The organism is Parabacteroides sp. AT13, assembly GCF_002272965.1.
Taxonomy (GTDB): Bacteria; Bacteroidota; Bacteroidia; order Bacteroidales; family Tannerellaceae; genus Parabacteroides; species Parabacteroides distasonis.
On the sequence record NZ_NQMH01000001.1, the window covers coordinates 915,537 to 933,417 of the forward strand.

The following is a 17,881-nucleotide window of genomic DNA, read 5'->3' on the forward strand; positions in this document are numbered from 1 at the left end:
AATTAGAATGATAAGTTAACACCAAATGTAAATGAACGAGCCTTCGGCATATAGTTACGCGGTTCGATACCCGGTGACAGACCGGCATCCGTATCGCTAGCCTCGCCACGGAAGAGCTCCACTTCCGGATCCAAACCGGAATAGCTTGTGATTACGAACAAGTTCTGAGCAGCTACATAAATACGGGCTTTGTCTAGCCAATCAATCTTCTTCGTATTGAATGTATAACCAATAGACATATTATCCAAACGGGCGAAAGAGGCATTCTCCAAATAATATGAGCTTACACGTGAATTCTCTCTCAGTAACATCAAGTCATCACCTTTCATAGCGTTAGCTCCGGCTACATAGGTATTATTACCATAAGCGGCACGCGGGTTGTTCAACAACTTGCCACCGATCTGCCCACGTAAGAAGAAGCTGGCATCCCAATTCTTCCAAGTGAAGGTATTGTTCCATCCAAATGTCAAATCCGGCTGGGAATCACCTACGTATGTACGGTCATCGTCCGAGATTTGTCCATCCTTATTGACATCTTCCATAATAAACTTACCGTTTTCATCAATGCCGTTACATTTCAACATAAAGAACTGACCGACCGGATAGCCTTCCTCTACCACATGAGAAGTCACGCCGGAAGCGCCGCGGATCCACGGATCACCTACATAAACACGGCTTGTTGAAAACAGGTCGTTAGACAACTTCGTGATCTCATTCTTATTGTGAGACAAATTAATAGAAGTATTCCAGTTAAAACTCTTGTTTCGGATCACGTCTAAGTTCAACATGACCTCGATACCCTTATTGCTCATATCACCAACGTTGGCAGCGATCTTTTTATACACATACGTTGGAGTCGGTACAGCATAGTCATAAAGCATATCGGAAGTCTTCTTACTATAATATTCTACCGTACCGCCCAAGCGACCGTTAAATAACTGGAAGTCTACACCGATATTAAACATAGCAGTTGATTCCCACTTCAAATCCGGGTTCGGGTTCTGCGTGATACGGAAAGAGGTAGATGTACCACCACCGTTGTAATAAGTACCATACGGCTGATACAACTCCAAGCTCTTATAAGGCTTCAAACCATCTTGATTACCTGTCACACCATAACCAGCACGCAACTTCAAGTCGTTCAACCAACTGATATCCTGCATAAAGGCCTCTTGAGAAATACCCCAAGCAGCAGATACAGATGGGAACCATCCCCATTTATGATTAGCACCGAACTTAGAAGAACCATCACGACGCATCGTAGCGGTGATCATATATCGCTCATCGTAGCTATAGTGCGCACGGGCAAAGAAAGAGATCAATTTATAGTCATTCTTGCTGGAAGTCACATTACCGATCTTCAAATCGTTACCAGCTTGGATAGAGTTGGCACCCATAGATGCTACAGAGAACTGTGTTGCCAAAGATTCTTGCGACTGATAACCGTTGGTTTCCCAAGAATAACCCAGCAAAGCGTTCAGTTTATGTTTTTCCTCCGCACCGAAAGACTTGTTATAGTCGGCCGTCCATTCCATCAACTCACGATCCCATACGAAGTTGCGTCTCTTGGCATAGCCATTCGAGCTATCACCCAAAGAGTTTCCGGCACCACCACCTAACGCATTGTCAGGGCTTTCCCATTGGCTATAATCGCTAGTATAACGACTCTTATATAAGTTCGCCTTTACGTTCAGGCCCTCAATTACTTCAAACTGCACATCGCCTTGTCCATAGAAATAATTATTTTTGAATAATTTGTAGTTTTCATCTTGGGCTTTCACCATGTTACCTTGGTTATAAGCGTTGTCGTTACCCGTAAAATAAGAGCCATCTTCATTGTAAATCGGAACGACCGGAACATTATTGTAAGCAGCGATGAAATAGTCGGCAAACGTAGCTTGCATATCTGTCAAGGTAGCAGCTCCCGTCAAACCAATACGCAAACGATCATTGATAGCTCGTTGCTGGAATTGGAAGCGGAAACTGTGACGCTTCATCCAGTTATCGCGAGCGATACCCTTACGGTCTAAGTAAGTATAAGACGCACGATAGTTACTTTTGGAAGAACCTCCAGACAATGACAAGGCATGATTCTGAGAAATACCCGTGCGTAATAAAGCACCGAACCAATCAGTATCAGCGTTATATTTGTCATATTGCGAGATGTCACTACCCAATTGTTTGTTCACATCACGCCATTCGGAAGCATTCAGCATATCCGGTTTGTTAGCAACCTTATCCATTGTCACATAACCATCATAATTAATCTGAGTCTTAGCTCCCGAACCTCTCTTGGTCGTAATCAAGATAACACCACCTGCGGCACGAGAACCATAGATAGCAGCAGAAGAGGCATCCTTCAATACGGAAATAGACTCGATATCTGAAGGAGAAACCGTAGACATATCACCACCGGGAACACCATCGATAACGATCATAGGACCTTGATCGTTTTGCAAGGTAGAAGTACCACGCAAACGAATCTGAGAGCTACGAGTCACATCACCAGAGCCAGAAGTAATCTGCAAACCAGCCACTTTACCTTGTAGCAAATCTGAAGCATCACGATTAACACCCTTGTTGAAGTTTTCCTCGGAGACATTGGCTACAGATCCGGTAATCTCCTTACGAGTCTGCGTACCATAACCGATCGCAACAACCTCACCCAAATTTACTACGGATGGAGCTAATTTAACGTCCACTTTGTTACGTCCTTTAACACCTTCTTCCAAAGTGTTATAACCAATAAAAGAAAATTGAAGAACGGCTTTTTTCAAGTCGTTAAGCGTTAGAGTGTAATTACCGTCAATATCGGTAATCGTACCATTGGTAGTACCCTTTTCTACAATGTTCGCACCGATGATGGGCTCACCTTGTTCATCTAGAACTTTTCCTTTAACAGCGCCAGATTGGGCAAATGCCGCTGTCATGCAAAAAGACATCAACACTGAAAGTATCACTACCTTACAGCGTCTGAAAGAATCAAATGTTTTCTTTCGTTGCATAATTACTTAATTTTTAGGTTAACAATCATTGAATTCACAAACACAATTGAGAATTTTCGAGGCAAATATAATAACTTTTTTTAAATTAAACCATGATAGTGTAAAAAAACATTACATAAAACCATCCATACTTTGTTTTGATGATTGATTTATTTCACTCTATTGTGTAATACTCATATGGTACCTGATATACCTAGATGCTACCATGCTTGATTTTTTATTACGGAAAAATATTGAATATGTTTGATATTAACAGTGTATACGTAGCATGATTCTAAACCATGGTACTAGATGAACCATAGTACTAGATGAACTTGGTGAACCCATCATCGGTGCGAACATCGTAGAAAAGGGAACTACCAATGGTACTATCACTGACATGGACGGTAACTACAGCCTTACCGTAAATGATTTAAAAAAGGCTGTTCTTCAAGCATCCTTTATTGGTTATAACACGATCGAAGAGAGTGTTAAAGGACGTAGCACGGTAGAGATTAAGTTATCTCCATCCGTCGTAAACTTGGGAGAGGTCGTGGCGATCGGTTACGGTACGCAGACTCGTAGGGAGATCACGGGATCCGTGGCGAACGTATCTGAAGAAAGTTTTAACAAAGGTATCACACGCGATGCTTCCGACTTGTTGCAAGGCAAGGTAGCTGGTTTGACGATCACTTCCGGCTCCGGTGATGTGACGCGTGGATCTACGATGCGTTTGCGTGGTACATCCACGTTGCAGAACGACCAAGGTCCGTTAATCGTTATCGATGGTATTCCCGGTGGTGATATGTCAACGGTAGCTCCTTCCGATATCGAATCTATCTCCGTCTTGAAAGATGCCTCCTCCGCCGCTATCTACGGTTCTCGTGCCGCTGGTGGTGTAGTATTGATTACCACCAAGAGAGGTTCTGGCTCCAAGACACAAATCAGCTATGATGGTTATGTTGCCTTTGATCAGATGGCCAACAAGCCCGATTTAATGAATGCGGACGAGTGGAGAGGTTACGCAAACAGCAAAGGCCTAGATTATAGCGTATACGACCAATATGGTGCCGACACAGATTGGTTTGATGAACTGACTCGTACCGGAGTTTCTCAGAACCATTCAATCTCTTTGTCCGGTGGTGGTTCTAAGAACAACTATCGTGCGTCTTATACCTATTTGGATCGAAATGGTATCATGCGTGATAACGATATGCAACGCCATAGCTTCCGCTTCCAGTTCCAACAGCGTGCGATCAATGACCGTTTGCGTATTGGTTTGACCGGATCTGCTACCTTGACAGACTCACATGTTCCGAATGGAGACAATTTCGTGTTGGCATACAGCATGTTGCCTGTTTACCCAGTTTATAACGCTGATGGTTCTTACTTCACGAAAGTTAATGCGGAGTATGACCAAGGTAATCCTGTTCAAAACCAAAATTTGAACGAGCGAAAAAACAGCAACGTTTATTTTTATGGTGCCGGTGATATCCAATTCGAGATCATCAACGGATTGAACATCAAGGCGAATTTATATAAGAGCCGTTTTTCTAATGAATATAGCCGCTATGACGACTCTCGTACGACGGTCGGACAGGGTAATAATGGCTTTGCGCAAAAACGTAATCGGGCATGGGATCGTAACTTGATGGAGTGGACCTTGGACTACAATAAGTCTTTTGGTGCGGACGAGAAACATAAGTTGAATGCGATTCTCGGTTACTCTTGGGAGGATAACACATATTCTTATTTCTTCGCCCAGAACCGCAACTTCTTGATCAACGATTTGTCGTATAACGCTTTGCAATCCGGAGCCGGATTAAAGACAGGCGACGTTGAATCAGGCAAGAACTACTACAAATTGATCTCTATGTTCGCCCGCGCTCACTATACCTATGACGAGCGTTATATGATTACGGCTACCGTCCGTCGAGATGGTTCCTCTAAGTTTGGTGCGAATCATAAATGGGGTACGTTCCCCTCTGTTTCCGCAGCTTGGGGTATCTCACAAGAGGCATTCATGCAAGACGTGAACTGGATCAATGACTTGAAGTTACGTGCGGGCTACGGTGTTACCGGTAACCAAGATGGTTTACAGCCGTATAAGAGCATGGAGCTTTATGGCATGTCCGGTATCTATTATGACAATGGTAATTGGGCTACATCTTATAAGATTTCCCAGAATGCCAACCCGGATTTGAAATGGGAGTCTACGGCTATGTTAAACATCGGTTTAGATTTCTCTTTGTTCAATGGCCGTTTAGGTGGTACAATCGAATGGTATGACAAACGTACATCAGACATGCTTTATACTTACAAGGTTCCGACTCCTCCGTATGTTTACGACCGTATGCAAGCCAATGTAGGTGATATGAAAAATACAGGTATCGAGGTTTTGTTAAACTTAGACGTGATCCGTAACAAGACATTCAACTGGAATATGTCATTGAACTTGTCCCACAATAAAAATGAAATCACGAAGTTGTCAAGCGATCTTTATACGACAGACCGTATTTATACAGGCGATCCATGGATCCGTGGTGCTTCCGGCGTAACTTCTCACGTAGTAGAGGAAGGCCGTCCCGTAGGACAATTCTTCATGCTGGAATGTACGGGTATCAAGGACGGAAAATATATCATTACGGATTTGAACGGTGATGGTGAGATCTCGGACGATGACCGCACATACGTAGGAGACGCACAACCGGACTTGACATTTGGATGGCAAAATAATTTCACTTGGAAGAACTGGGATTTCAGCTTCTTCTTCCGTGGAACGATCGGCAACAAGGTATTGAACAACCCGCGTGCGGCTTATGCGAATAATACGTACTTGATCGGTACAAACGCATTAGATGATGAATTGACTTATACGATGAAAGAATCTTCTCGCGTATGTTCTTATTATTTGGAGAATGGTTCGTTCATCCGTTTGGATAACTTGGCCTTAGGTTACACCTTCGATACGAAGAAGATTAATTGGTTGGATAAAGCTCGTCTTTATTTCGCCGCTCAGAACTTATTCGTAATTACTGGATACAAAGGTTTAGACCCAGAGGTTGAATTGTTCCGTGGTGAATCTTCCGATACGGACGCTGGTTTGTCTCCGGGTATTGAGCCTCGTCAATTCTTCCCGAAGGCACGTACCTTCACATTGGGTGTTAATTTAACTTTCTAAATTAAATCGTTATTAATTATGAATAAAAAATCAATTATATCATTATTTACTGGTGCTGCACTAATGTTTTCCATGCCCTCCTGTACGGATTTGGATGAAACGGTGTATGATAAGATTCCAGCAGAAAACTTCGGTAAAACCGATGGTGAAATCAATTCGATCATTGGCCCTGCATACAATACATTTAAAAGATATTTCTCTGACGCATGTATTGCTTTATCGGAATGCTCAGGAGATATGGCGGTCGTACCTACCCGTAAAGGTGGTGACTGGTATGATGGTGGTCAGTATCGTGAGTTACACATGCACGCATGGACTGCGAATACCTCAGCCGTGAAAAACGCATGGTCAAGATCTACGGAAGCGATCTCTGCTTGTAACTTAATTTACGAGACAATTAGTACTTCCGCATTGGAAGAATCCGCAAAAGCTAGAGCGTTAGCGGAAATCCGCGGTGTACGTGCGTTCTGGATTTATTACCTGATGGATAATTGGGGAAATGTTCCATTGAGCATAGATTACAATGACACAGAACTGCCAACTTGCAAAACAAGGAAGGAAGTTTATGATTGGTTGGTTAAAGAGGTAAACGAGATCAAGGACTTGCTTCGTGAAGATGTTTCTGACGCTAGTTATGGAAAATTTACGAAAGGTGCCGCTTATACCTTATTGGCAAAGTTGTACCTAAACGCAGAGGCTTGGGGCGTAGACTCTCCTCGATATAAAGAGGCCGCTGACGCTTGTGATGTAGTGATGGGGCTTCCTTATATATTAGAGGCTAACTGGAAAACAAATTTCCAAGTAAATAACCAACAATCAAGAGAAGCTATCTTGGCTTGCTGCTTTAGTGCGAACGATACGGAATGGCAAAATCAATTACATTACCGTACTTTGCACTATAAAGATAATATACCTCTTGGAGCTACTTTCAGCGCATGGAACGGTATTTGCGCACAGCCGGATTATGTATTGCTATTCGACAAGGAAGATCCCCGTTATGAAGGCTCTTTCTTAGTAGGTCCAAGTATCGACCCAGCTACTGGGGAAGTGTTGATCACGGCACACGACCGTCCTTTGATACACACTCCGGAAGTTATGGTTATCCCCGGAACGGAACGTGATGGTACGATTTGGGGTGACGTGAACCAAGAAGACGGCGCTCGTTGTAACAAATGGACTTTCGATAAGTCCTTAACTAATGCGATGGAGAATGATTTCCATATCTTCCGTCTGGCTGATGTATATTTGATGAAAGCAGAGTGTTTGATACGCACAGGAGGCAACAATGCGGAGGCTACACGTTTGGTCAATGCGGTCCGCGAACGTGCTTACGGCAACTCTAACCACAATTACGCATCCGTAGATCTAGAAAAGATCGCCTTAGAACGTAAGTTCGAGTTGGCTTGGGAATGCCACGCACGTCAAGACAATATTCGCTTTGGAACTTTCCAAAACGCTCGTTGGCTGAAATCTGAAACGAAAGGGAAAGACTACATGAATATCTTCCCGATCTCTCAAGACGCATGGCAAACGAACCAGAACTTAAAACAGAACCCGGGTTATCCCGCATTCTAAAATATTCTATGGGCTAGATGAGACTTTTTAGGTTTCGTCTAGCCCTTTTTGTATAATCTTAAAATAATACGAACATGAAGAAGTATTTGATTTTACTTGCGATGTTACTCGTCGCCGTTGCGAACTATGCGGAAAAGCCCGCTAATTATGTGGAAGCCTCCCAAGAAGCGTATAGAGCTTCTGACCCTCTGATGCTAGAAGGATATTTTACAGGTGATACTTTCTCCGGGCAGATTGAGTTGATGACCACAAACCAGATTCCCGGATACAATACACCCACAAGGCTTACAATTGTCATAAGTAATCCCGTATTATCTTTCTATAATTGGTCTGTCTCCGGTAATGGTATATCATCTTATATCTCTGATAGCCATTTATGTGAAATATTCTTCAAGACAGGAGGATCACGTGGCTGTACGGTTACTCTATCAGGTCCTCTTGCGTCTACCGGTCAACAGGTGACAAAGGTTTTCGGATTCTATTGATGTTGAAAGTGAAGACATTCTTAGAAAGTAATGCCCCGTCACCAACTTATTCGACGGGGCGTTGCTTGTTTTGTATCTTCTATTATTCTATTGGATATTTGTCAATACCATAGACCTTTTTTATACGAGGATCAATGTAGTAGATTCTTTGCCTCTTCTTGTCCCCCGATCTTGAATATTGCGCTCTTACCTACTAGGCGTTTGAAAGAATGAACGTGTGCCCAAATGCTTATGGGCATTAGGGGAGCGTTACAGTATGTCCGGTACCCTATCGGTCAGGAACTACCGCTCCATCCTCTCCTTCTCCTTTATCAACCCATTCCGATAGGCGTAAAGCAATTTCCCTAGATCCTTGATCTGGCTTTGGAGATCCGCACCCTTATCCGTATCTTTCACCATCTGGCGATGAGAACTTAATTCTACCACGATCGTAGTGGATTTGATATCCAAGCCTTCCTCGATCGCTTTCGCCCGGGATTCGAAGGGTTCGTGTTGCACAAGCTGGAAACCACGGGAGTGGTATACTAATGTATAGCCCGCGATACCGGTTTCCAAATGATACGGACGGGAGAAACCGCCATCGATTACCAACATCTTGCCATTCGCCTTGATGGGATTCTCACCTTGATTGGAACGGACAGGGACATGTCCGTTGATGATATGCCGATGCATACCGGTCACCCCAAACTCATCCAATATCTTATCACAAATTTCCTCTTGCTCTCGTAACGTATAATAAGCGCCTTTTTCCTCCTTATGAGTCTCGGCCTCTTCGATAAAGGCACGCTCGAAAGTAGCCATCTTGCTTTTATCGAATAACGGGGAGTCCTTGCCGCCCCAAAGATACCAGATATAATCATGCGCATATTCCACTTCTTCCTGCTCCCCGGTCTTGAAATAAGCCGTACGGATCAGTTGGTCTACACGGTCCAACAAAGCACGGCCCTTATAATCCTGCCCCAAGATACGTACTGACTTAAACGTCCCATCCGGATTCATCGGGATAGAGGCATGAAACAGTAAATTGGAATTACAAACCTGATACATTCCCCCATGCCGGAAGAAACAACGCATATGCTTTTTCATCTTCTCGCTGCTCTCAAAAGAATGCAAGATCTTTCGGATCAAATCCTCCTCCTCAATAGAAAGACGATACGGATCTTTCGGGTCTAAAGTAGGCCAGTTAGTATCTTTAAGCGTATAATCCTTTCCATCGATATGAACCACTCCCCGCTTCAGATCGATATGGTGCAACAACATCCGGTCATCCATCTCAAACTCCGGACGACGGCGGATGATCTCACCCTCCAGCTTGAACTGGATGATGGTGATCGCCTTGTGCATCTGGGCGATCAAACGGGTGGTCTTCTCATCCATTGCATTATCGGCGAACTTTGTTTTCGGCATGAATAACGCACATGGATCATCCCCGTACGCCTCCATCGCGAAAGTGGCCAACGGCAAAAGATTGATGCCATATCCATCTTCTAAGGTAGCCATATTACCAAAGCGTAAACACATACGAATCACGTTGGCGATACTTACCAAATTACCGGAAGCGGCTCCCATCCATAAGATATCATGATTACCCCATTGAACATCGAAATTATGGTAATCGCAAAGGATATCCATGATCAAATGAGCGCCCGGACCCCGATCGTAAATATCGCCGATGATATGCAATAGGTCGATTGTCAGCCGTTGGATCAGGTTGCACATAGCGATAATGAAATCGTCCGCACGTCCCGTGGAGATGATCGTACAAATAATCTGATCCACATAAGCGGATTTATTCGGCTCTACGGAAGACTCGTGCAATAACTCCTGAATAATATAGGAGAACTCCTTGGGTAAAGCCTTACGTACTTTCGAACGGGTGTATTTGGAGGACACGTTCCGGCAAACACGTACCAATTGATTCAAGGTAACTTGATACCAATCTTCCAGATCTTGCTCTTGGCTCTTGATCAGTTCCAGCTTATCCTCCGGATAATAAATCAAGGAACAAAGCTCCTTCTTCTCGGATTCCCGGAGCGTATTACTGAAAATCTCGTTCACCTTGCGCTTTACGGCACCGGAAGCGTTTCTCAGCACATGGCTAAAGGCTTGATCCTCGCCATGCAAATCACTTAAGAAGTGCTCCGTACCCTTCGGTAGGTTCAAGATCGCCTCCAGATTAATGATCTCCGTACAGGCATCCGCGATCGTCGGGAAACTCCGTGCCAACAATTGCAAATACCGTAAATCGTTCTGTACAGATTCGGCTATAATATCTTTTGTCATCTTATCTCTTATTTATACGCGAATATAAATAGATCCGGTCATTTAAACCGAACCTGCTCCGGTTTATTTTTCTCGGCTACTTGCTGGATCTCATAGGGGCTGACCTCTACGGCGCCTTTCGTCAATTCCGGAATATTGTAGGAATACAACTGATAGTCATACTTATCCGGATCTTCTTGAGGCAATAAGAACGGTTTCGAAGGTTTACCGTCTTTCCCGATATAGCAAATATAAGGTAAAGTATATAAACCGTTATCCCGGCGGCTACTAAATACGACCCAATCGCTATTACTACTCCAAGAATGATAGCTATCCGTATCCGGGCTATTCAACGCGGACATATCCACCGCCGTCCGATTCTCCAGATCCATCATCCGGATCTCCGCGTCCGGATGCCAGATCGGGAACTGGCCATAAGCGGTTTCCGTATACATCAAGAAACGTCCGTCGGGAGAGATACGGGGAAATGTATAGCTCAAGCTATCCGCACGTACCAATGTATCGATCGGGTGGCTGATCTCTCCACGATCCGGATCGAATGCGACACGACAGAGATTATAACGTACCTTGTCATAATTCTCCGGCATCTTCTGGACCGGGGCCGTGCAGAAATAAAGCCATTTACCATCCGGAGAGAACGCAGGGAAAGTCTCGAAAGCATCTTTTGTGAGCAATGAGGCTTTCGAAAGGATTTCTTTGTTTTTCACGTCATATACGACCACATCGGACTCCAAATCGAACACTTCCATCTTTTTCTCTTTCACGGAATGGAAAAACTGTTTGATATCATTTACCGAAGTGGTGATATAGCGTCCGGACGGATGCCAGAAAGGATACGTCATATTACTGATCGTCTCCTTCGTTTTCGTATTTAATTTACTGATCTTCTTGTCTTGGACAATATAAGTTCCCCCATTCGCCGCACGCATATGGAACATCATCTGCCCCGGATCTCCCATACAAAAAGAATGGCAGTTCATACAATTATAGCCGGTCATATCGTTACGGATAATCGGCTGTTCGTCAAACGACTCCAAATTCCGCTGATAAATACCCACAATATGCCATTTCTCGTATCCCGGCTCTATCAAACGGTATACTAAATGAGAGTCGATCGCTTGATCACTGATATAGACAGAAAATGGTGCCCATTTAGTCCACTCATCACCTATCTTCGTGGCGATCGTAACAAAAAAGGCTTTACCTTTATTCGCACGGGTAAGCTGTTCCCAATCCTTGGACTTAAAACAGATCGTATTCGTTCCGTAATACTCAAACACCCCCTGCTCGCTACCCTCGATCTTCGCATAGCATTTTTCAGCGGGCACGTCAATACGGAAATTCAATGGGGCTATATTATAAGGTATAGTAACCCCTTGGTAATCCGGGAACATCGGCGGGGGAGACATGCGTTCGTTCTCGGCAACAACAAAGCCACCCGGATGTACCGCCCAAAAACCCAAGTATAGTACAATAACCAGAACTTGCAATAGTAAATATCCGATCACAAAGTTTCGGACGATCTTTCGTTTCCTCGTATTATCCATCATAATTATTGTCGTTTAGGAGTCGGGGTAAATTGAGCGTAATAATAATAGGTATCGCCAAACTGTGCTTTCAAGGCGGCAGGAGGCATGCTTCGAGCCACTTTCATAAATTGCAGAAAGCGGTTTTGTACCTCCGAACTGATCGGATAGCTTTTGAACGCATCCGGGTCTTTCTGCACAGCAGCGAAAAACAGGCATATAGCCTCTTGATAGAGAACGGGAAATGACTCGCCTCGCTCTTTCATCAATTCCATATAATGCATAAATGTCATCAAGTCTTTATAAACCAACAAGTATCCCATTCCATACTCAAAAGCCGGACGATTATCGGCATGATCGTCGATCAAGAAAGCCAGCGCATTGGGAAATGTCAAGGTCAAGTCTAAGGGATTATCCGTTACCGGAAGTACCGCCCGCTTCGCCTTTATCCAATCGGTAGAGGCACAAACCACGGAGTCGAGCAACGGGCGCTGCGCTTTTGCCCAATCCCTGTAGTGGGGAGTCGATTCAAGGATCTTAATATATTTCTCGGCGGCACGGTATTCGCCGGTTACCAGATAAGTCTCCACCAAACGCTTCATCAAACGAGGCTGCACGCAACGTTGCGAGCTTAATACACCCACAAAGGCGAAACGTTGCGCTGCGTTTACCTGCCCTACTTGCCAAGCTACCTCGCTCGCCTCGATCAATCCCATCCGGCTTTTCGGATCGTGCGGGATAAAGCCCTCCACCCCGATCTGAGGGAAACGCATCAAATCGCCAGAAAATCGTCCCGTATGTGATAAAGCCAGATTCAAATAAATAAGGGCATCCATATCCCGGACCGAATGCGCACGAGCATGTGAGACTATCTCTTGCCATTCTCCCTGCCGTACATAGTAATCGTACCGATAGGCCTGCTCCATCGGGTTTTTCTTATAGAGAATCCCATAAGTCATCGCTATTAGGAGGAAAGCGTAAGAAACGATTCGCTTCCAAGATTCCCTACGGATAAAAACCCGGTTCCTTACATAATAAAGAATTAAAACGATCAAAGGATATGAAAGCCCGATATATCCTAAAGAATTAGGTATCGGATATTCGGGATGGCATAGATGTTTGCTGAAGAACGCTTCCCGCATCGGAAGAATATAAACCGTACGCATGGCGATCAACGGTAGCAAACCTCCCCAAGCGATAGCGATCATAGCCACCCCCAAACGAGTCTTATCCTCCTTGGCGCAACACTCATAGATCGCGATCAATAAAGCCAACAATACATTAGCAGGTGCCGCGAAAAAATAAGAGCCCCCTACAAACAAGAAGCCAAAGAGATAACGAAGCCAATCAATCTTGATCGAAGTATACAAATACGCGAGAACCTGCACGAAAGCGAGCATCACGAGCAAGGCGATTGACTCCTGCGGATAGATCCAAATTAAAAAAGAGGGAAGAATAGCCGCCAACATAGAGGCACGCACCCCACAAGCTTGTAAGTAAAGGAAAAAACAACCGGAGATCAGTCCTACTAATAAAGCGATCACCACCGAAGCCCCGCAAGGATGGATAAACGCGAGCGATAAGAACTCGGTTACATATTCATTCAATCCACCCGGTTCGGCCAACCGGTCTTGGAAATAGCCGCCGGTAGTCTGAAACATCATGTATTGCTCCAGGAACCGATACCAATACCGAAAATTCAACTCTATGAATAGGAAGCTACCTATAACGAAAAGGAATAGTATCGCGGTATTATTGTTAACAAATTGTCTGTTCTTCATTCTCCAACTGTTTTTCGGGTCGTAAAGATAGAAAGTATATAAGAGATCCACAAAAGAAAAAATCCCAAATAGCGCTTATAATCTTCAAGAAGCGCTGTCCGGGATATCAAATAGCGCTTATAATCTTCAAGAAGCACTGTCCGGGATCGAGACAGCGCTTATAATCTCCAAGAAGCACTGCCCGGGATCGAGACAGCGCTTATAATCTCCAAGAAGCACTGTCCGGGATCGAGACAGCGCTTATAATCTCCAAGAAGCACTGTCCGGGATCGAGACAGCGCTTATAATCTCCAAGAAGCGCTGTCTCGATTCGCGATAGACTTACATTTGCTGCTCACCCGATCCGCTACCGCCGCTCTTCATATCATCGTTGCTGATACCTCGTTTTACCTTCTTGATGGCATCTTTCAAGGTGCCGAAACGATACGATACACTAACCATCAGCATCCGCATCGTACGGTAATTGATCTCACGGCGGAAGAAGGTATCGTCGGAAGTAGTACTTTCCATCTTCATTCGCTTCCAGAACGGGTTTTGGAAAGACAACTGAACAGATAGCTTTTTCTTCAAGAAATCCTTGTTCACGGAGATTCCCGTGAAATAGAACGGAGAGCCTTTCCCCTGTAACTGAATCCAAGGAGAAAAATACCCACCATGTACATTCAAGCGGAAATCCAACGGGAAATTAAACTGCGTACCGGCGAATATACGACCGCTGAAACCACTGTTTGCCATATCATTCTTTTCGCTCTTCAAATCCGTATAATCCATTCCACCATTCATATAGATACGGAACAAAGGAACCGGATTCCAATTCGCGTATACGAATAAGCCGGTAGATTGTTTCTTACCGATATTACCATAAGTGGTCTGGAAAATACCCGGGTTCTCCGGATCGATAAACGTATATCGTTCGATAGAATTATTCACGAACGTATAAGTAGCGCTCGCGTTTATACTGAACTTCTGGGCGAACATACTATAGTTCAAGTTGATATTATTACTTTTCTCCGAGTCTAGATTCGGATTACCAAACGATATGTTTTGCGGGTCCGCGTTATTTACATAAGGATTCAAATACCAGATACCCGGACGCTGGATACGCATATTATATCCCAACCGAAGCTGTTGCGCCATATTCAGTTGATAAGAGACGGTAGCGTTTGGCACCACGTCGAAATAATGAGTATCGAAGTTCATATCGGGAGCCATCTCATACTTCACGTCCAAAGCGGTTCCTTCCGCACGTACCCCCGCTTTCACGCCAAACTTATCAAACTTCATCGAATAGCCCAGATAAGCGGAATAGATATGTTGGGTATGACGGAAATGGCTATCCTTAGAAGTTATGTCCTCCCATATATTCAACGAATCGTTGAAAGCGGTACGATCCGTATTACTCCGGCTCTGGCGGAATATATATTTCGCGCCAACCTCCAAGGTCTGATCCTTCCATGTAGGGGTCGTATAATCCACCTGCCCGGTGTGCTCGTTCGTAGAAGCCTTGTTGATATTATTTTGCGGATAGCCGAGCCAAGGATTGTAATTCACGACATTCTTTAATTCCGTATAATCCTTGTTATCATTGGGAGAATGGCTGAAACGGTAAGAGATCGTCAGCAACTCATCCTTTTTATGGGTAGAATGCTGGTAATCCACGCTAATGTCCGTAGAACCAAATGTTTCCGTAGCGTCCGAATTACGATTATAATCATATACCGGATTACGATTGATATCCTGCATATTCACCGTGTATTCCGAACGGTTCGTCATCTTGCCATGGAATAAGTTCGCCCCTACGGTCAGCAAGTTCAAGGAGTCGATCTCATAACTACCTTCCAGCGAACCAAACTGGAAGGGTCCGTTATTCTTCCTACGTCCATTTTGCGTCAAGAAATGTTGCTCGTCATTTTCCAAATCCTCACGTATCGAGGTAGACTCATTCCAAGGCTCCCTATTATAATTGTAATTATAATTCGCTGTCAATCCTAACTTACCCGCTTTAAGGGATATATAGCCGCCACCACCGACACGTCCCAAAGAACTACCGTTCACACGAACCGTACCGGTATATCCTTGTAAAGCATTTTTCGTTGTAATGATATTAATGATACCACCGATACCCTCGGCGTCATATTTAGCGCCCGGGTCTGTGATCACCTCTATGTTTTTCACGGAATTGGCCGGCATGCTCTTCAATACCTCAGCAGGATTGTTGCTCAATAAGTTAGAGGGCTTGCCATTCATGTAGATCTTGAAGTTCGTGGAGCCTTTCAATTGGATTTGGTCATCCCCGTCCACGGTTACCATCGGTACCTTACGAAGCATTTCCAATGTATTGTTTGTCTGTGCCTCCGGATCATCTTCCAAGCTATAGGTAAGTTTATCGATCTCAGCCTTCACCAAAGGTTTCTGTGCCGTAACCGTCACTTCCCCCAGCCGCTGGTTATCCTCCTGCATATACAACTTACCCAAATCCAAGTTCCTCTGTTTATCCGAGATCGTAAATGTTTTCTCGGCAGGAGCTTTTCCTATCGATTGCATAGAGATGATGTATTTACCGGCGCTACTCAATGGTGCCTGAAACTTACCATCCACATCACACGCTAAAAGCTTGACCGGCTTATCGGGGGTCTTCGCTAAAGCAATTCTCAACGTCGCATAGGGTACGGACTCGTTACTCAGCGAGTCTAACACCTGTCCCTTAATTGAATAGGAACCTGTCTTGTCCGCTTGCGCATACAGAGGAAGCGCAAAGAACAGTACCCAAAATAAGGCAAACAATTTCTCTTTCATACGTTCATCTATCACTATAAAAATAATACATTTTACTGCAAATTACACTATTTACGATTTCATCGTACAAATAAAGTCATTAATAATGTTCATATTTCCTTTTTCTTCTAAAGAAGTCTGAAAAAAGAGTATTTTTTCATAATAGACGGACATCAAGTAAAACAGGTTGCACAATAATCCTAGGAATCTTTGAGAAAACGAATATATTGTTATTTTTGCATTCGTAATTCTTTAAAATACAATGTCATGAGAACTATCTTTTGTGTATTAGCCACTTTGATGTTGGGTTTGACGAGTCTGCAAGCCCAGAGTTTAAAAGCCATTAAGTTGAATGCTCCCGACAAGACCCGGGGCGCTTCGGTAATGAAAGCCTTGGCAGACCGTCACTCCGAGCGCGAGTTTGCCAACAAGAAACTCAGCCTACAAGATCTTTCCGATTTGATGTGGGCCGCTATCGGTATCAACCGGGAGGATGGGAAACGTACCGCCGCTTCTGCCTTGAATAAGCAAGATGTGGATGTCTACGTATTGATGGAAGAGGGCGCTTATCTGTATGATCCGAAAGCCCATCAACTGAACCCGGTAGCGGAAGGCGATCACCGTCCACTGATTGGAGGAAAGCAAACCTCCGTGAACTCAGCTCCCGCTTGTCTATTGATGGTTTCTGATGTTTCCAAATTCGGCAATGTAGGTACACCACAATTACGTGAGCGCTTTGGAGCCTTAGATGCCGGGCTGGTCTCTCAGAATATCGCCTTGTTCTGCTCCGGATGTGGCTTGGTAACGGTTCCCCGCGGCAGCATGGAGGCTGATGCTTTGAAAAAAGTGTTGAAGCTATCCGACTCCCAAATCCCGATGATCAATCATCCGGTAGGATACGCAAAATAACGTCAGCACTCACGTAAGCCCCCGAGAATCATCTTGTGGGCTTACAAGACCGCTCACGCAGGAGGCTGAGAACAATCTTTACAAAAAATAGATATTCCGACTCTCCGAATATGATCAACCAATTCCATATTCGTCAATTTATGAAAAATAGAGAGATCAAACTGATAAGGTAATAATAAATCATCAATCGCAAACGCAATCTGATTTAACCGACTACGTGTCAAGTTTGCCCCCACCAAAGATATATCCACGTCCGAAAAAGGTTTATGGTTTCCCTTAGCTCGCGAACCGTAAAGTATTACTTCCTCAATATCCTCGTATCGAGCGTAAAACTCACGCAACTTATTCAATTCTATGTCACTCAATCCATATTTCATTTACA

10 protein-coding genes are annotated in these 17,881 nt (G+C 44.2%); 4 read left to right on the forward strand and 6 right to left on the reverse strand.

What is annotated here, in order from left to right; translation table 11 throughout:
* Positions 1–2 precede the first annotated feature (2 nt).
* Positions 3–3,005, reverse strand: coding sequence for a TonB-dependent receptor (locus CI959_RS04330; RefSeq protein WP_008777904.1), 3,003 nt, complete (start codon positions 3,003–3,005; stop codon positions 3–5).
* Between the two features lie 298 nt (positions 3,006–3,303).
* On the opposite strand from CI959_RS04330, the gene CI959_RS04335 reads away from it, so the two are divergent.
* The 3 genes from CI959_RS04335 to CI959_RS04345 all read left to right on the forward strand — a co-directional run bounded on the left by CI959_RS04335 (position 3,304) and on the right by CI959_RS04345 (position 8,225).
* On the forward strand, positions 3,304–6,165 hold the full coding sequence (locus CI959_RS04335; protein ID WP_095231413.1) for a TonB-dependent receptor: 2,862 nt from the start codon (positions 3,304–3,306) through the stop codon (positions 6,163–6,165).
* Between the two features lie 18 nt (positions 6,166–6,183).
* The gene (locus CI959_RS04340) at positions 6,184–7,740 is read left to right on the forward strand and encodes a RagB/SusD family nutrient uptake outer membrane protein (RefSeq protein WP_057316439.1); all 1,557 of its coding nucleotides are present in this window, start codon (positions 6,184–6,186) and stop codon (positions 7,738–7,740) included.
* Positions 7,741–7,814: 74 nt separating this feature from the next.
* On the forward strand, positions 7,815–8,225 hold the full coding sequence (locus CI959_RS04345; protein WP_057316438.1) for a hypothetical protein: 411 nt from the start codon (positions 7,815–7,817) through the stop codon (positions 8,223–8,225).
* 282 nt (positions 8,226–8,507) lie between these two features.
* On the opposite strand, the gene CI959_RS04350 is transcribed toward CI959_RS04345, so the two are convergent.
* The 4 genes from CI959_RS04350 to CI959_RS04365 all read right to left on the reverse strand — a co-directional run bounded on the left by CI959_RS04350 (position 8,508) and on the right by CI959_RS04365 (position 16,611).
* Positions 8,508–10,508 (reverse strand): fructose-bisphosphatase class III, encoded by a 2,001-nt coding sequence (locus CI959_RS04350; protein WP_057316436.1) that lies wholly within the window; start codon positions 10,506–10,508, stop codon positions 8,508–8,510.
* A 38-nt stretch (positions 10,509–10,546) separates the two neighbouring features.
* A complete protein-coding gene (locus tag CI959_RS04355) occupies positions 10,547–12,058 on the reverse strand; it encodes a PD40 domain-containing protein (protein WP_095231414.1) in 1,512 nt (503 codons plus the stop codon).
* A 2-nt stretch (positions 12,059–12,060) separates the two neighbouring features.
* On the reverse strand, positions 12,061–13,815 hold the full coding sequence (locus tag CI959_RS04360; RefSeq protein WP_057316432.1) for a DUF6057 family protein: 1,755 nt from the start codon (positions 13,813–13,815) through the stop codon (positions 12,061–12,063).
* A 321-nt stretch (positions 13,816–14,136) separates the two neighbouring features.
* Complete coding sequence (locus CI959_RS04365) at positions 14,137–16,611, reverse strand: outer membrane beta-barrel family protein (protein ID WP_057316430.1); 2,475 nt, start codon at positions 16,609–16,611, stop codon at positions 14,137–14,139.
* A 246-nt stretch (positions 16,612–16,857) separates the two neighbouring features.
* Between CI959_RS04365 and CI959_RS04370 the strand changes: the two genes are divergently transcribed.
* Positions 16,858–17,499, forward strand: a complete 642-nt coding sequence (locus CI959_RS04370) for a SagB/ThcOx family dehydrogenase (protein WP_005859107.1) — start codon at positions 16,858–16,860, stop codon at positions 17,497–17,499.
* 53 nt (positions 17,500–17,552) lie between these two features.
* Here the strand turns inward: CI959_RS04370 and CI959_RS04375 are convergent, their stop codons facing one another.
* Positions 17,553–17,876: a nucleotidyltransferase domain-containing protein gene (locus CI959_RS04375; RefSeq protein ID WP_005859109.1), complete on the reverse strand. Its 324-nt coding sequence runs from the start codon at positions 17,874–17,876 to the stop codon at positions 17,553–17,555.
* Positions 17,877–17,881 lie beyond the last annotated feature (5 nt).